Origin of the sequence: Paenibacillus sp. P32E (assembly GCF_001909085.1) — a bacterium.
In the GTDB taxonomy this organism is placed as follows: Bacteria; Bacillota; Bacilli; order Paenibacillales; family Paenibacillaceae; genus Paenibacillus_AQ; species Paenibacillus_AQ helianthi.
The window spans coordinates 12292-27860 of record NZ_LVYY01000012.1; the positions used below are offsets into that span (position 1 = coordinate 12292).

General features: G+C 47.5%; 19 protein-coding genes. 8 read left to right on the top strand and 11 right to left on the bottom strand.

Features of this window, described 5'->3' with window-relative positions; genetic code table 11:
• The first annotated feature begins 23 nt into the window (after positions 1 to 23).
• Positions 24 to 329, top strand: a complete 306-nt coding sequence (locus A3848_RS12415) for a DUF2627 domain-containing protein (RefSeq protein ID WP_074085259.1) — start codon at positions 24 to 26, stop codon at positions 327 to 329.
• 94 nt (positions 330 to 423) lie between these two features.
• Here A3848_RS12415 and A3848_RS12420 read toward each other — a convergent pair whose 3' ends face one another.
• From A3848_RS12420 to A3848_RS12430, 3 genes are read right to left on the bottom strand one after another with little or no spacing between them, the layout of a single operon-like run.
• Positions 424 to 2271, bottom strand: coding sequence for an ABC transporter ATP-binding protein (locus A3848_RS12420; protein ID WP_074085260.1), 1848 nt, complete (start codon positions 2269 to 2271; stop codon positions 424 to 426).
• Complete coding sequence (locus tag A3848_RS12425) at positions 2252 to 3997, bottom strand: ABC transporter ATP-binding protein (protein WP_074085261.1); 1746 nt, start codon at positions 3995 to 3997, stop codon at positions 2252 to 2254. The genes A3848_RS12420 and A3848_RS12425 overlap by 20 nt, the downstream gene beginning before the upstream one ends.
• Positions 3998 to 4015: 18 nt before the next feature.
• Positions 4016 to 4222, bottom strand: a complete 207-nt coding sequence (locus A3848_RS12430) for a hypothetical protein (protein ID WP_074085262.1) — start codon at positions 4220 to 4222, stop codon at positions 4016 to 4018.
• Between the two features lie 187 nt (positions 4223 to 4409).
• Here A3848_RS12430 and A3848_RS12435 point away from each other — a divergent pair, with 187 nt between their 5' ends.
• On the top strand, positions 4410 to 4979 hold the full coding sequence (locus A3848_RS12435; RefSeq protein WP_074085406.1) for a thymidine kinase: 570 nt from the start codon (positions 4410 to 4412) through the stop codon (positions 4977 to 4979).
• A gap of 85 nt (positions 4980 to 5064) precedes the next feature.
• Here A3848_RS12435 and A3848_RS12440 read toward each other — a convergent pair whose 3' ends face one another.
• Positions 5065 to 5319, bottom strand: coding sequence for a hypothetical protein (locus A3848_RS12440; protein ID WP_074085263.1), 255 nt, complete (start codon positions 5317 to 5319; stop codon positions 5065 to 5067).
• Between the two features lie 49 nt (positions 5320 to 5368).
• Positions 5369 to 5887 carry a DinB family protein gene (locus tag A3848_RS12445; RefSeq protein WP_074085264.1) on the bottom strand — a complete coding sequence of 173 codons (519 nt, stop codon included), beginning with the start codon at positions 5885 to 5887 and terminating at the stop codon, positions 5369 to 5371.
• Positions 5888 to 6014: 127 nt separating this feature from the next.
• Between A3848_RS12445 and A3848_RS12450 the strand changes: the two genes are divergently transcribed.
• The 4 genes from A3848_RS12450 to sda all read left to right on the top strand — a co-directional run bounded on the left by A3848_RS12450 (position 6015) and on the right by sda (position 8068).
• Complete coding sequence (locus A3848_RS12450) at positions 6015 to 6671, top strand: hypothetical protein (protein WP_074085265.1); 657 nt, start codon at positions 6015 to 6017, stop codon at positions 6669 to 6671.
• A gap of 71 nt (positions 6672 to 6742) precedes the next feature.
• The gene (locus tag A3848_RS33555; protein ID WP_083606904.1) at positions 6743 to 7192 is read left to right on the top strand and encodes an accessory gene regulator B family protein; all 450 of its coding nucleotides are present in this window, start codon (positions 6743 to 6745) and stop codon (positions 7190 to 7192) included.
• 136 nt (positions 7193 to 7328) lie between these two features.
• The gene (locus tag A3848_RS12460; RefSeq protein ID WP_074085267.1) at positions 7329 to 7664 is read left to right on the top strand and encodes a LytTR family DNA-binding domain-containing protein; all 336 of its coding nucleotides are present in this window, start codon (positions 7329 to 7331) and stop codon (positions 7662 to 7664) included.
• Between the two features lie 224 nt (positions 7665 to 7888).
• Positions 7889 to 8068, top strand: coding sequence for a sporulation histidine kinase inhibitor Sda (gene sda / locus A3848_RS12465; protein WP_074085268.1), 180 nt, complete (start codon positions 7889 to 7891; stop codon positions 8066 to 8068).
• A gap of 128 nt (positions 8069 to 8196) precedes the next feature.
• Here the strand turns inward: sda and A3848_RS12470 are convergent, their stop codons facing one another.
• Together A3848_RS12470 and A3848_RS12475 are read right to left on the bottom strand one after the other, a co-directional pair.
• Positions 8197 to 8505: a hypothetical protein gene (locus tag A3848_RS12470; RefSeq protein WP_074085269.1), complete on the bottom strand. Its 309-nt coding sequence runs from the start codon at positions 8503 to 8505 to the stop codon at positions 8197 to 8199.
• Positions 8506 to 8623: 118 nt separating this feature from the next.
• A complete protein-coding gene (locus tag A3848_RS12475; protein ID WP_074085270.1) occupies positions 8624 to 9283 on the bottom strand; it encodes a helix-turn-helix domain-containing protein in 660 nt (219 codons plus the stop codon).
• A 172-nt stretch (positions 9284 to 9455) separates the two neighbouring features.
• On the opposite strand from A3848_RS12475, the gene A3848_RS12480 reads away from it, so the two are divergent.
• The gene (locus tag A3848_RS12480; RefSeq protein ID WP_074085271.1) at positions 9456 to 10271 is read left to right on the top strand and encodes a FlxA-like family protein; all 816 of its coding nucleotides are present in this window, start codon (positions 9456 to 9458) and stop codon (positions 10269 to 10271) included.
• A gap of 160 nt (positions 10272 to 10431) precedes the next feature.
• On the top strand, positions 10432 to 10830 hold the full coding sequence (locus A3848_RS12485; protein WP_074085272.1) for a TM2 domain-containing protein: 399 nt from the start codon (positions 10432 to 10434) through the stop codon (positions 10828 to 10830).
• A gap of 247 nt (positions 10831 to 11077) precedes the next feature.
• On the opposite strand, the gene spo0A is transcribed toward A3848_RS12485, so the two are convergent.
• The 4 genes from spo0A to ahrC form a co-directional block, all read right to left on the bottom strand.
• A complete protein-coding gene (gene spo0A, locus A3848_RS12490; RefSeq protein WP_074085273.1) occupies positions 11078 to 11893 on the bottom strand; it encodes a sporulation transcription factor Spo0A in 816 nt (271 codons plus the stop codon).
• A 199-nt stretch (positions 11894 to 12092) separates the two neighbouring features.
• On the bottom strand, positions 12093 to 13202 hold the full coding sequence (gene spoIVB / locus A3848_RS12495) for a SpoIVB peptidase (protein ID WP_256702338.1): 1110 nt from the start codon (positions 13200 to 13202) through the stop codon (positions 12093 to 12095).
• 138 nt (positions 13203 to 13340) lie between these two features.
• The gene (gene recN, locus A3848_RS12500) at positions 13341 to 15068 is read right to left on the bottom strand and encodes a DNA repair protein RecN (protein WP_074085275.1); all 1728 of its coding nucleotides are present in this window, start codon (positions 15066 to 15068) and stop codon (positions 13341 to 13343) included.
• Between the two features lie 42 nt (positions 15069 to 15110).
• Complete coding sequence (gene ahrC / locus A3848_RS12505) at positions 15111 to 15560, bottom strand: transcriptional regulator AhrC/ArgR (RefSeq protein WP_074085276.1); 450 nt, start codon at positions 15558 to 15560, stop codon at positions 15111 to 15113.
• Positions 15561 to 15569 lie beyond the last annotated feature (9 nt).

Here is a 15569-nt window from a genome sequence, read left to right on the forward strand (position 1 = left end):
TACAAGTGGAAAAGGAGGAAATCATGAAACTGCTCACCACACGCTTCATTGCCATCCTGATTCTGGTGATTCCCGGCCTCCTCGCGATGACAGGCTTCCTGATGATGAAAGACGATATTTTCAACTATATTTCCATGCATGGCGACGATAACGCAACTCCTGTTTTTGCCTGGCTGCATTTTGGCGGAGGGCTGCTGCTGTTCCTGGCCGGAATGAGCTTCCTCGGGGGCTGGATTCTGACCCGTGACCGGAAGCGCAATTACGTCGGTCCCCGTTTCAAGGAGAAGCAAAAGACCCAGCAGCCTCCCTCACCGGATGCCTCCAGCTAAGCGATAGTAATCACAGGCGAGACTAGCATAGCCGTTCCCCTTATAGACAGCAAAGGCAGTTCCGAAGAATTTCGGACTGCCTTTTTTTTATAACCTACCCCGTCGCTGAATCCGAAGTCCCCCGTACCAACTCACTGTACAATCCGCCCTCCTGCAGCAGTTCTTTATGCGCCCCCTGCTGCAGAATCCGTCCGCCCTGAAGCACCAGAATACGGTCTGCCGCACGGATCGTCCCCAGACGGTGGGCGATCACGAAGCTGGTCCGGCCTTTCATCAGCGCCTGCAGTCCCTCCTGGATCTTGATCTCCGTTACAGTGTCGATGCTGCTTGTCGCTTCATCCAGCACCAGCATGGACGGATTGGCAAGAATCGCTCGGGCTATAGCCAGCAGCTGCTTTTGTCCCTGGCTGATCCCTGTGCCGTCCACAGACAGCATCCGTTCGTAGCCGCCTTTCATCCGCATAATAAAAGAATGGGCATTCGCCAGCTTCGCCGCTTCCTCCACTTCCTCGTCACTGGCATCCAGCCGGCCGTAGCGGATATTGTCACGGATCGTTCCCTTGAACAAGAAAGAATCCTGCAGCACAAAGGCCATGTGGCTGCGCAAGCTCTCACGGCGGATCGAAGACAGGTCCCTGCCATCCAGCGTAATGCTGCCCTTGTCAGGATCATAGAAGCGAGACAGCAAGCCGATCAACGTGGTTTTGCCTGCCCCGGTTGGCCCAACTAGTGCAATCATCTCGCCGGGCTTGGCCTCGAAGCTGATATCCTGCAGCGTATCGGTTCCGTCATCATACGAGAAGGACACTCCGGAGAATTTCACCGCACCCTCCACATGATCCAGCGCTCCCGCTGTTCCTTCATCCTTGGCTTCGGCTCCTTCATCCAGCACCTCAAATACCCGTTCTGCACCGGCAATCGCCGACAGCAGCGTGTTCCACTGGTTCGCCAGATCATTCAGCGGCCGCGTGAATTGGCGCGTGTATTCCACGAATGCGATAATAACGCCTACGGTAACTAAATCCCGGATAGCCAGCAGACCGCCGACTCCGGCTACAATGGCAAAGCTCAGATTGTTCAGGCCGTTCATCAGCTTGGGAATAAAGCCCGAAATCGCCTGAGCCCAGTAGCCCGACAGCATAATCCGCGTATTGCGCTCACGAAAGCCCGCAATAACCCGCTCCTCCTGCGAAAAAGCCTTGATGATTCTCTGCCCGGACAACGTCTCCTCAATAAATCCGTTAAGCTCGCCCATATTGCGCTGGCGTTCCTTGAACAGCGGACCGGTCCGCCGTGTAATCCAGCGCATGCCGAGGATCATCAGCGGTACTACGATGAAGGTCAGCAACGTGAGCAACGGGCTTAGCCACAGCATCACACCCACCGTGCCGAGCAGTGTCAGCACGCTTGAGAAAATCTGAATCGCCGAGCTGTTCAGCGTGGAACTAATATTCTCAATATCATTGGTCAGACGGCTCATAATTTCACCCTGCTGCCTGCGGTTGAAGAACGGAATCGGTAACCGGTGCAGATGGGCGAACAGATCGGTACGCATCCGGAATACGGTCTCCTGGGCAATCTCGATCATCCAGATGTTCTGCAGCCAGGAGGTCAGGGAATTGAACAGATATACGGCGGCAAGCGTGATTAGGAAGAATCCCCAGGTTCTGCCTCCATTTCCTTCCAGATAGTGGTCCACCGCTCTGCTGATCAAATAAGGTCCGAGCAGAGCAAGACCGGAGCTGAGAAACACCATCACCAGTACAAGCGCGAGCTTGGCCTTGCGTTTCGCCAGGTAGCTCCAGATTCTCTGTAGTGTGGCCGACCAGTTCTTGGCTTTTGCCTTTGGTTTACGTCCTCCCGGCGAACCGAAGCTTGCAGCATCACCAAGTCCGACACTCAGCTTCGGGTGGCGAAAAGGGTCAAGTAAAGCTTTGAACATGCTGCGCCACCTCCCTGTCTTGGGATTCATTGATCTTCCGGTACAGCTCCGAATCCTTCATCAGCTCATCATGCGTCCCCTTCGCAATCAGTCGGCCTTCATCCAGCAGTAAGATAAGGTCAGCAGAGACGGTCGAGCTGATTTTTTGCGTAATAAGAAATGTGGTACAGGACATGTTTTTCAGTTCTGCCAGCAGCCGGCCTTCGGTAACCGCATCCAGTGCACTGGTGCTGTCATCCAGAATTAGAACCGCGGGTTTTCTAACCAGCACTCTGGCAATCGTCAGCCGCTGCTTCTGCCCCCCGGAGAGATTGACTCCCCGCTGTCCCAGCATGGTGTCATAGCCATGCGGCAATTCTTTTACCGTATCATGTATTTGCGCGGCTGCAGCTGCCCGTTCAATCTCCTCCTGGGTGGCATCCGGCTTGCCCCAGATAATGTTCTCCCGCACCGATCCGGTAAACAGCAGGACCTCCTGGGGAACATATCCGATGGCGCCGCGCAGTCTGGACATTTCCATCTCTGAACTTGCTGCCCCGTCGATCCGGATGACACCGCTGTTCTGCTCATACAAACGGGGAATCAAGCCTACCAGAGATGATTTGCCTGAGCCGGTAGCTCCCATAATTGCCACCCGTTCTCCCGGCTGCACCGTAAACGAAATATCCTCCAGCACAGCAATATCACTCTCCGGATAACGGAAGCTAACATGCTGGAACTCAACTTCACCCTGAATAGGTGCTGTCTTTCTTATAGTTCCCGCCACTTCATTCTTAGCTTCCAGGTGATCTGCCGACATAACTTCCTGAATCCGCTGCGAAGAAGCCTTGGCCCGGGAAAACGTCGCCATAATCCAGGATAGCGCTGACAAGGCTCCGATCGTACGCAGGGAATAGTTAATTACTGCTACAGTCTGTCCAAGCGTTGCGTCTCCGGCGGAAATCTCGATACGTCCGAACCACAGCACCAGCATAATACCCGCATTCACAATCAGCATAATAAGTGGAGCCGAGGTCTCCGTCAGCCGCAGCGCAGCTATAGTGGAGTTCATCAGTTCCCTGCTGAATGATGCAAAACGGTAAGTCTCATGGCTCATACGCACAAACACCCGAATCAACCGGATACCGGTAAGGTTCTCCTGAATTACACTGTTGACTCCATCCAGCCGGATCTGCACGCTACGGAACAATACCGCCGCCTTTCTCATCACCCAGAACAGAAACACAATGAGTACCGGAAGGGTAACTGCCAGCAGCAGCCCCAGCTTCACATGTACGACTAACGCCATCACCACACTGCCCACAACAACGAGCGGCACACGAGTCATGAAGCGGAGTCCCATAAAAATCGTATCCTGCAGCTGTGAAACATCCGCCGTAAGACGGGTGATTAGAGATGAAGTGGGGAAACGGCTGAATACGGCATAGGCAAAGGACTGAACCTTCTCATATAACTTATCCCGCAGATCAAAGGCAAACCCCTGGCTGGCATGAGACGCAAAAAAAGAGCTGAGCACGCCCGCAATAAACGCCAAAACTGCGCTTACTACCAGCACACCGCCCCATAGCCAGACGACCCGGTTGTCCTGTTCCCTGATTCCGTCATCAATAATTTTGGAGATCAGCAGGGGCTGGGACAGCTCCACCGCCAGTTCGATCACCATCATCACCAGCGCGGCGATTGCAGCTACCCTGTATTTGTTGAGATAGGAAAAAATGATGTTCATCAGCGTTACCCCATTTGTCTATTCGTAGAGCGCTTCACGCAGGCGGGTGGACATCGATGAAGATTGTCCCTTCAAAATTACCCGGCGCAGCGCCTTGTTGCTTCGGTTCATTTCAACCAGCTCGCCTAGCATCTCTGTCAGCAAGCTTAACGTTTCCTGTGACAGCTCCCCGTTTTCTTGCAAAGCGGCTATCTTCTCTTTGTAACCTTCCATATGGTCCGTCAATGGTAAGCCTTCTTTCTATAAACGTTCTTCTGAATAAATACACATAACCGCGATCATTATAACATTCTTTAACCATTACCCGTAAATGTTTTCACTGGCTACATTTACTGAGAATATGCTAATCTAATAAAGTCGCATTTTTATAGATGAGGATTCATCAGGCTGATTAACGAAAGGATAGATGGAAGTGGCACAGTTGTTTTTCAAGTATGGAGCAATGAACAGCGGCAAATCCATTGAGATACTCAAGGTTGCGCATAATTACGAGGAGCAGGGCAAGTCGGTGCTCATTTTCACTCCATCCCTTGACGACCGGGACGAAGTCGGATATATATCCTCCCGTATCGGGTTGCGCAAGCAAGCGATCGCGATCGACGAGAATACGGATATATACAGCATTGTCAGCAGCAATTTGCCCAAACCCCATTGTGTACTGATCGATGAATGCCAATTTTTGACGAAGGATTGCATCCTCCAGCTGGTACGGATTGTCGACGAGCTGAATATTCCGGTCATGGCTTTTGGGCTTAAAAATGATTTCCAGAACAATTTGTTCGAAGGCAGCAAATACATGCTGATCTATGCAGACAAAATCGAAGAAATGAAAACAATCTGCTGGTTCTGCGAACGCAAAGCCACGATGGCGCTGCGCGTCGAGAACGGCAAGCCTGTATACAGCGGCAAGCAAATCCAGATCGGCGGCAATGAAGCCTACTACCCGGTATGCCGTAAATGCCACAAGAATCCGCCGCTCTAAAAGAAACGAAAAAGCACACACTCTGCGGCAATGGCCGACCTTTCGCATAGTGTGTGCTTTTTGTATGGATAGCGGAAGCCTTGTGTTAATGGATTGCCTGTGCTGCAAGGTACTCATCTTCCTTGCGGACATAGAGATCATGCTGAACGGAAGCTTTGCCGCCATATAGGACGCGCTGGACCGTAGCCTGCATTCCTCCATTGATTTTGGAACGATGGGGAATGCCAGCCTCAGTAAGGCGGCCTTTGGCTCTAAAATATTGAGCCTGATCAAAAGTCGTGAACACCAGCGTGCGTTCTCTTGGAATGAAGAAATGCAGTATACCTTTAAATAAGCCCACCCGCAGCTTCCTCCTCCCTTTTCACACGGTCTTCGTTGCACCTTATGCCTTACTTCAAGTAGCGTTCGTTCAGAACATTCAGATGATGAAGCTCATGCCCAATGATGACACAAGCTATTGCTCTGACGGAAATCGGATGATTACTGGCTGTCCCTATCCGGGTCCAGGCTTCCTCAGGCAGACTCTCCAGCAGAGCAATGGTAGACATGCGAACCAGCTTGTAGTGCTGTACCATTTCACTCAACGTGAACCGGTCAAATTCCCCTGCCGCCGCATAATCATTCTCCTCATACCCAGGCAGCGGAGCCTTTTCTCCCCTGGCAATAGCAAGCAGACGGTAGGACATGATGCGGTCGTTGTCGGTCAGATGCCCAAGCAGCTGCTTGATGCTCCATTTTCCTTCTGCATAACGGTAGTTCCCCTGCTCCTCGCTCAGCCCTTCCAGCAGTTCATAGATCAAACCGGATTGTTCTCTTAAGATAGCCACAAGATCCCCTTCTGGAGGCACCAATGCAATGTATCGGGCCGGAAATTCGCTGTATTCCTTTTGTTCAGGACGCTGGTTCATAATTAACCCTCTCTCATGAAGAAATATTTACCGAAAAGTGTCAAATGCTGTTGTTGTATTTTAGTACATTATGTATAATATTTGCAAGAATAGAAGTTGAGTGAACCTGATCTCCGGGAGTGTAAGCATGCTGGAATTTTTGCTGTATATGGTGTTTTCGGTACTGGAAAGCTCCGCTTTATTTTATCTGGGATTCAAATTATTTAAGATCGATCTATATCCGAAAGAAATCATCTTTGCGGGACTAATAATGGCGTTTTTTTCTTATATCCTTCGTAATGATTACCAGTTGCCAGAGATTGATATCCTTGTTCAGTATACACTTATTATTTGCTTTCTTTGGCTTCTCTTTCGAATACATATTTTTTATTCTTTTATTATGACCGCTATGGCATATCAGTCCTATTTATTAATTCAGTCTGCTATATATTTTATTATGAATACAACGGGTATCTATAATCTTCAGTATCCATTCACATCTACAGGTATCTATATCTTACAGATCGTTACATCAACAATTACATTCATAGTTGGTCATTATACCGGCAAGAAGCGAAAAGGATTTGACTTCATACCAGATAAGCCTGATGCAAAGGTTATCATTTCTAAACGCGAGAAAATCATGCTCGCTTTAACCCTTCCCTCCATATTGTTTATTATGTTAATGCTATATTTTGCAGAACATTTATATCGATTTTTCTTCATAATCCCTTTAATCTATGCCGTTTTTTTATATGGATATTTATATCAATCTGATAAAAAGAACCGTGGTGAGGAATTCTGAACAGCTTAGCAATTAAAATATCTCTCGCTATTAAACGCGCTAATCCTGAGGAAACCTGTTCTATTGAAGTGATGCAATACGCTTTGAATATTCTTCTCAATACATTTTTCACTTTTATAGCTACCCTTATCATTGGCTGGACTTTAAATAATTTGACAGACACTCTAATATTCTATATTTCTTTTTCGTTGCTGCGTGTCTGTTCGGGCGGAAAGCACTTAAAGACCGCAGCAGCCTGCAACATCGTTACATTTTTATCCTGCTCCCTCATTCCATATTTCCTTAGCTTTCCGGGAAATTATCTTTGGATAATTAACGCTGTTTGCTTAATTATAATGATTTTTTTCGCTCCTAATCCAGATCAAAACGCGCAAATTCCTCTTAGATGGTTTCCAGCTTTGAAATTGATTTCAATGGGATTAGTTGGCTGTAATTTTTTCATTAATTCTTCTGTCATCGGATTGGCCTTTTTACTCCAATCCTTAACAGTAATTTCGAGGAAAGGTAGGGGAGAATTATGAAGGCAACAGTGGCCAAGCACGCTTCTATAGCGCTTGAAGCTTCCGCCCGTTTCTTTGTATCTATTATGAAGCTTGGATTTCACAGTCCAGAAGCACCTAAAGAATTGCGGAAGTAATTTACAAGGATGGGGAGAACATGCGGGTCTTGTTAAATGACGGGTTCTCCCGGGATATCCGGGAAGAAGATATATTGTATTTCTCCAGCTATAAGAATACAATATTCGTCCATACGAAAGAAGGCGAGTTTGTTCTCCCTACCACACTTTCCGATCTCTTGGCTGCTTATAAGGGCAAAGGTTTCGAGCGTCTTGACCGCAGCAATGTAGTTAGTCTAAGTAATATTGAAAGTTATGATTCGGAACGTAAAATTGTTACGTTTCAAGAGGGAGAACAATTCGCTACAGTATCAGAACCAAATGAAACAAGGCTCAAACGATTTTTAGCCTCACGCAAAGATACCTCTGAATCATAACATCATACTCAATAAGGCATCATCAGCCATCCCGACAACCACTGGTTTCGAGATGGTTTTTTAATTCCACCGAAAAAAGTTATATATTATCCCATAAGATGCATCAGTTGTAAAGAACTATTCACAGGGCGAATGACAGGAGACGGGTTACCTTCCAAATGGTACCATTTAAATAGATTCGCAGTATTTTCTCAATCTACCAAAATAACCGATGGAGGAATCTAATGGATTATTATTTTCATCCTTCTCCGCGCCCCTCATCCCTGGAGCTATTATCTGACGAACAACTTTTGAACATCTACGAATTGGCAGTGGAGGCCAAAGCCTCACTTGATTTCATTGAGATCATCGAAACTGTTCTGACCGGGAGAAACATGGGTGACTTTGACCGTTCCGAAGATTGACCGTTAATTTCTCAGCACTCCTACATATATCTTATGAACACATGATGTATGATCTGCAACAGACAGCAAAGAAGCCAGCCTCACTATTCAGTGGAGCTGGCTTCTTTATGAGGAACAATGGCAAAAGACTACTCAATAAACTCCGTTTTGAAGACGTTCTCCAGCTTACCGCCCAGTCTTTTTTTCAGGGGAACCTTAATATCCCGGCCCAGCTCCTTGAAGAAAGTATCCACATCACACTTCACGTTCTGTGCCATGGCTATAACCGTTCCATCACTCACAATATTCTGGTTCACTTCAAGAGGTACATCCACTTCAATGTCATACTTCTTGGTCAATGTTTTGATATATCTGGCAAAGATCTCAAGCAGCTCTTCATTGTTGAAATTCTCAATCGCGGCTTTTCCCTTGCTGGTAAATTTCATATTAACTCTCATTAGGATTTCCCCTTTTCTGTCATACCATTTTTTGTTGGTTGCTATATGGTTCAAGATGAATAGATGGCTGCAAGAAAGGGCAACATTATTCATTATTGAAAACGGATGAGGTCAGCTGTTATTTGAAGGCTCCGTTAACCTGCTGCACTTTAAATTGAGTAAATTCCTTAAGGGCTTGAATGACCTGATCCTGCTCGTCTTCCTTCAGCTCGTAGATACATTCCCGAAGCCACTCTCCGAACATGTACGCCTGTCTGCCTTTACGGGGCTGCTTGCGCAGAGAGTCCAGACTGCCTTCAAATTTATCGTTCAGTACATCGTTAAGATTATATTTCTCAATTTTTTCTATTACCATTCCTGCCCCATATTCCGTTTCATAAACGATCACCTCGTTCGAGTCAAACGAAACATAGGAGGTTTCCTTGCCTTCCTTCGCCCGGAATTCCTTCAGCTTGTTGAAAGCTGTCTCATAGATGTAATCCTGCGACTGATTGTGCTGCGGGTGCTTATATCCCTGCTTGAGGGTCTTGATATATTCAAGGTCAGGCATATAATCCGCCAGATGGTACATCCGGTTCTTGAGATCTGCTCCAAGCGCCTCAATAATCTTATCCAGATTATCTTTTAGCGGAATACTCTCGCCCCGTTCAATCTTGCTGAGCTGGGAGTAGCTGATACCGCTCTTCTCCTCAAGCCCTCTTAAGGTCAACCCACGGGTTTTTCTGAAGTGCCGGATGAAGTTCCCCAGCTCATCGGGATAGTTATCGAAATCGTTCATAGGAGTCACCTCTACCTATATCATAACACAACATAACACTTTGTGTTTCATTATAACAATTAATACCTAAAAAACTTTAGCCGGAGAAGCCGGGTTTACTTATTTTCCCTTGTCCTATTACCGATATAGCTTTTATATGGAAAATAATTCTTTCATTTAGGAGGAAATCCTCGTGGCATTGATCTCATCTATATCTAATAACACCAGTCCTATTCAAAATACCAGCCATCAAGCCATTTCAAATTCCAGAGACAAAGAAATTCAAGGCCTGATGGACCAGAAATCCAGACTCAACGAGCAAATTGAAGCCGTAAAATCCAATGAGAACATGGATAAAAAACTAAAGCAGGAACGGGTACAGGCCCTGAAAACATCCATACAGGAAATTGATGCACAGATCGCCCAGATTAAAGCCGAGGAAATGCAGGAAAAAATAGAGAACAGCAAGCCCAATAAGACCGAAACTAAAAAGCCTGAAACGGACCCCGCAACGGATATTACCGCTGAATCCATGCATGTCCTACTGCAGAATCATACCACTTATGACCGTCTGGGTAAGCTGGTTGGCCTTAGCAAGAAGGTGGAAGGTGAAATCAAGCCTTTGGAGGGTGAGGTGAAGCTGGAGGAAGTCCGATTATCCAACAACCCAACCCATGATGCCGGAAGAGCCACTATGCTGGAAAATGCGGAACGCACAGTCCTTCAAGCCAAAAGAGACAGGGTGCAGGATATTAAATCTACTGTTCGCGGCATCGACAGCAAGATTGGAGATGTAGTATCCGAACTGAAAGACAACGACAACACCGCAGCAACAAGAAAAGATCTCCCCAGATCACTTTTACATCCCGAAGGTGCAGAGAAAGACGATCAGGACCATTCTTCGGCAAGCCAAAAGAAAACAGGCACCGCTGAGGCCCCAGCCACCGGCGTATCGGGTCAGCAAAATGATAAATCCTCTGGATCACCGTCGATCGATATTCGGGTTTAGGCTCTTAGGACTAGGAAAATAAATACATATATTTAAATTTGAATATTTTTAAATTAAATATAATTCCATTTATTAATAAATTTCCCTCTATTTCAACAATATATGATAGAATATTCCTAGGTGAAATTACCTATATTATTATTTGCTGGAGGAATATAAAATGTCTGGTTCTAACCTAAGAACAGCACAACCAACGAATTCAACTCAAATGAAATTTTGCTTACACTGCGGGGAGAAAATACCTCTAAGAGCAGTCGTGTGTAATAAGTGCGGACTGCAAGTAGAAGAGTTGAAAGGAGCTGCCTCTCAACCCCATATTGTTATTAATAATTCTAATATGAACACTAATGTAAACAACAATGCAGGGTCTGGTAGAAGAAAAAGCAAATGGGTTTCCGTTCTTCTCTGTTTCTTCCTTGGTGTCTTTGGAGTACATAGATTTTATGAAGGCAAAATTGGGACTGGGATCCTTTATCTATTTACTGGAGGGTTGATGGGAATCGGAGCTTTAGTTGATTTCTTCATTCTTTTATTTAAACCAGATCCTTATTTTGTATAGAACAGAAGGACTGGCTCTACATGGGGAGTGTTAACAAAAGGAGGTTGTGGGTGAAAATCCACAACCTCCTTTTGTTGTATGTTACGTTTCTCTCCGTTCTGTCCTCCTTAGATTTTATATGCGACCTATCAATACATCACCGGTCGACGTGGTCGAATAATAACCCGATAAACTTTTTGGTTTATCGGGTGTGTCATGAAAAATAATCAGATTTCAAAACCCCTCACATATCCTAATCCTTACCCTTTCAAGACACCTTATGCTCAATCCGTAGCTTGTCGGCTACCATGGCAATAAATTCCGAGTTAGTCGGCTTGGATTTGGAGATATTAATGGTATAGCCGAACAGGTGGGAGATGCTGTCGATGTTACCACGGGTCCAGGCCACTTCGATGGCGTGGCGGATGGCGCGTTCTACACGAGACGGCGTTGTCTTGAATTTTTCGGCTATTGCCGGGTACAAGGTCTTGGTGATGGCGCCCAGGATCTCAATGTTATTATAGACCATGGTAATGGCTTCACGCAGATACTGATAACCCTTGATATGCGCAGGTACGCCGATTTCATGAATGATCGAGGTAATGTTGGCATCCAGGTTCTTGCCCTTGGAGAGCGGCACTACGTTGCTTCCTCTGGAGCCCGAATAATTGGACATGCTGGATGAAGTGCTCATGCTGCCCTGTGTACCGGCGAGTTGCCGCACACGGTTGGCGAGAACCTCCATATCGAATGGCTTCAAAATATAATAAGATGCGCCTAACTGCACAGCACGCTGAGTGATGTTCTCCTGACCGAAGGCGGTCAGCATAATGACCTTTGGTTCCGGCTTCAGATCCATATCGCGCAGGCGCTCCAGGACACCCAATCCGTCCAAATGAGGCATGATGATATCAAGAATAAGGACATCGGGAATTTTGCGTGCTTCGCTCAGCATTTGAAGTACTTCTTCCCCATTATAGGCGATGCCCGTCACGGTCATATCTTCTTGTTCCGTAATGTACTCGGCAAGCAAATTCGTAAACTCCCTGTTGTCATCGGCCAACAACACTTCAATGTTCTGCACTGGCTGCTTCCTCCTTATTTATATCTGCTATTCGAAAATAATCATTTATCTTCGCTCCCTTACAGTTTCGACATACTGATTCAATATCCTTCTGTCGAAAATTATTTTTCTTTATTTTTTTTTAGAGTTGGATTATAATTAATTATTTTATTTCATGGTTCGATCTTGTTCGCTGGCCTTCGACAAAAAAATCTTAAGGCTAAACCGCCTTAAGATCATAGGGAAAAGTATGTTTTTGCAGGGCTGCACCGGAATCCTGAAGCATCCATTCGATAAAACAGCCATAGCCTGATTTCGGATCATTGACGAATACATGGGTTACCGCACCGACCAAACGCCCATTCTGTACAATAGGACTGCCGCTCATGCCTTGGACTATGCCACCAGTCTTATCAATCAGACGGGGATCGGTAATACGCAGCACCATGCCTTTGGTTGCTGGTGTATCCTGACGTGCTACATGAATGATCTCTACATTAAATCGTTCCACCTGCTGTCCATCCACAACCGTCAGAATTTGCGCCGGACCTTCCTTCACCTCATTGCTCATAGCCACCGGGATCGGTTTCTCGTATAGGCTATGCTCCGGATTACGGGTCATTTTACCGAAGATTCCGAAATCCGTATTACTCTCCACATTCCCGAGGACCTGACTCTCCTTAAGAAAATGTGCCCGTTTCTCACCTGGATCGCCATCCTGGCTCTTGGAAATGGAGGTCACGCTGGATTGCACAATGTGTCCGCTGCCGACGACAATGGGCGTCCCGGTGTTCATATCGGTAATAACATGTCCCAGTGCACCATACACTCCCTGCTCCGGCGCATAAAAGGTCAAAGTCCCGACACCCGCCGCAGAATCGCGGATATAGAGGCCCAGGCGCCATACCTTGTCATTGCGGTCATACGCTGGTGTCAGCTGAGCTGTATGCTCTTTGCCAGCACGTTTGTACACAATGGTAAGGGGTTGATGGGATTTGCCTGCATGCTCCACCAGCCTGGAAACCTTGGACACCTCGTCCAGCTTCACCCCATTGATGGAGATCATCAAATCCCCGGGCAGTAAACCGCTGTTCTCTCCAGGGGAAAGCTTGGACTGCTTTGACACTTCAATTAAATGATGTCCTACAACAAGCACGCCTGCAGACTTTACTTTCACACCAATCGTTTGCCCTCCCGGGATTACCCTGAGGTCACGGGTTTCCCCCAATACGGTCTTGCCAGGCTGGGTATCCTGAGCTGCGGCATAGCTCTGATGAGGACCCGTTATTCCTGATAAGCTGAGAAAGAAGGCAAATAAAAGGCCGGGCATTAACTTCCTGAGGTTTGGCTTCAATGGCTGTCACGCTCCCTTTTGCTTCTTTCGCTTGACGAAAAAGGTGGTCGCCAATTGCGTACCTATAAGATAACCTTGCCCCCAGGCTTTTATTACTGTCAATCATTGTCCCGCTTACCCTGCAGCCGCCTTGCTGGCCTCAGCCAGACCGAGCATTTCCTGTGCGTGGTGCAAGGTTTTTTCGGTAATTTCCACACCGCCCAGCATTCGGGCCAGCTCCATGACGCGGCCTTCCAAGGGCAGCGACTCCACTTCGGTCATCGTTCGTCCGTCTTCCACTTTTTTGCGGATTAGATACTGATGATCAGCCATGCACGCTACCTGAGGCAGATGGGTAATGGAGAACACCTGACAGGTGGCTGAAAGCTTGTACAGCTTGTCAGCGATCGACTGGGCTGCCCTTCCGCTGACCCCGGTGTCCACTTCGTCAAAAATGAGTACAGGGATCGCATCATGCCGGGCAAAAATACTCTTCATCGCCAGCATAATCCGCGACAGCTCACCGCCTGAAGCGATTTTGCCCAACGGGCGGAGCGGCTCACCTGGATTTGGAGAGATCATGAACTCTGCACTGTCGATGCCTTGGCGGGTCAGCCGGTAGCGGCGGTCCTGGTATTCCACACCGCGGGGGTCTTCCAGAATATCCATTTTTACCTGAAGCGAGGTCCGTTCCATCTGCAGGTCCTTCAGTTCACTTTCAACTTGGGTAGCCAAATCTGCTGCACACTGCCGGCGTGCTTCACTGAGCGCTTCCGCTGCTTCCATTAGTGTGTTCAGGAGTCCGTTGCGCTTTACGGTCAGCTTCTCAATATATTCGTCCTTATTCTCCAGCAAATCGGTCTCCCGGCTAATTTGTTCATAATAAGCCAGAATCTGCTCTACACTATCTCCATATTTGCGCCGAAGTCCAGAGATCTGATCCAACCGGTTCTCAATATCCTCGAGCCGTGCCGGGTTGAACTCAATATCCTCACGGTAATCCCGCAGCTGAAAGGCGGCATCCTCCAGCTGGTAATACGAGGATTGAAGCTGGTCCAGGACACCCTTCAGACCCTTCTCATCGTACCGAACCGCATCCTCCAGCCGGGAAATCACATTTCCGATGGATTCCAGCCCCTGCCTGTCATACAGTAGCTCGTATGCGCCAGATACGGAATCCATCATTTTCTCGCTGTGGGATAGTTTGACCCTTTCTTCGGCAAGTAATTCATCTTCCCCAGGTTTTAGTCCTGCGGAAGAAATTTCCTCCAGCTGAAAACGGTATAAATCCAGCATCTGATAGGCCTTCTGGCTGGTTTCCTGCAACTCACGGAGTTCTTTTTCCACCTTGGCAAAGGCGGTATATTTCTCTTGATAGTCGGCCTTGAGCGGTCCAATAACAGCTTCGCCGTAAGTATCCAGCAGGCCCAGATGGCGCTCTGCCTTCAGCAGATTCTGATGCTCATGCTGTCCGTGAATATTAACCAGCTGTTCACCGATTTCCCGCAGCATGCTGAGATTCACCATCTGTCCGTTGACACGCGAAGTGCTTTTGCCTTGAGAGGTAATCTCACGGCGGATAATCAGATGCTCCTCCGGGTCCGCCGTGATACCAAGACGCTCCAGCGTCTCCCATACGGGATGCGAAGTAGGCAGGCTGAAGAGCGCTTCCATCTCCGCCTTGTCCGTGCCGTAACGGATGGAATCCGCTGAGCCACGGCCTCCGACCACAAGCCCAAGCGCATCGATAATGATTGATTTCCCTGCACCGGTCTCCCCTGTAAGTACATGAAAACCGGGATAAAAATGCACATCTACCGCTTCAACAACGGCAAGATTACGGATCGATAATGTGTCTAACACGAATACAGCACCTCCGAAAAGATGATTGCGACATCTATGATTCTAGGATATATATCCCATAATTTGCGAAATTACGTCTTTGCTGTTCTCTGGCTGGCGGCAGATAATCAGGATCGTATCGTCACCAGAAATGGTGCCCATAATCTGCGGCCAATCAATATTATCGATCAAGGCTGCGACTGAGTTAGCCGTTCCCGGGAGACATTTCATCACCACCAGGTTCCCGGAGGAATCAATATGCACAAAATTGTCCACCAGCACACGTTTCAGCTTCTGTGTCGGGTTGTACCGCTGATCTGTAGGCAGCGAATATTTGTATCTCCCGTCGTCCATAGGGACTTTTATCAGCAAAAGCTCCTTAATATCCCGCGACACCGTAGCCTGGGTAACCTGAAAACCGGCCTCGCGCAGTGCTTCCACCAAATCGTCTTGCGTCTCAATTTCCTGTTGTGTAATGATTTCACGTATCTTAATGTGCCTGTGACCCTTCATTATTGCCTC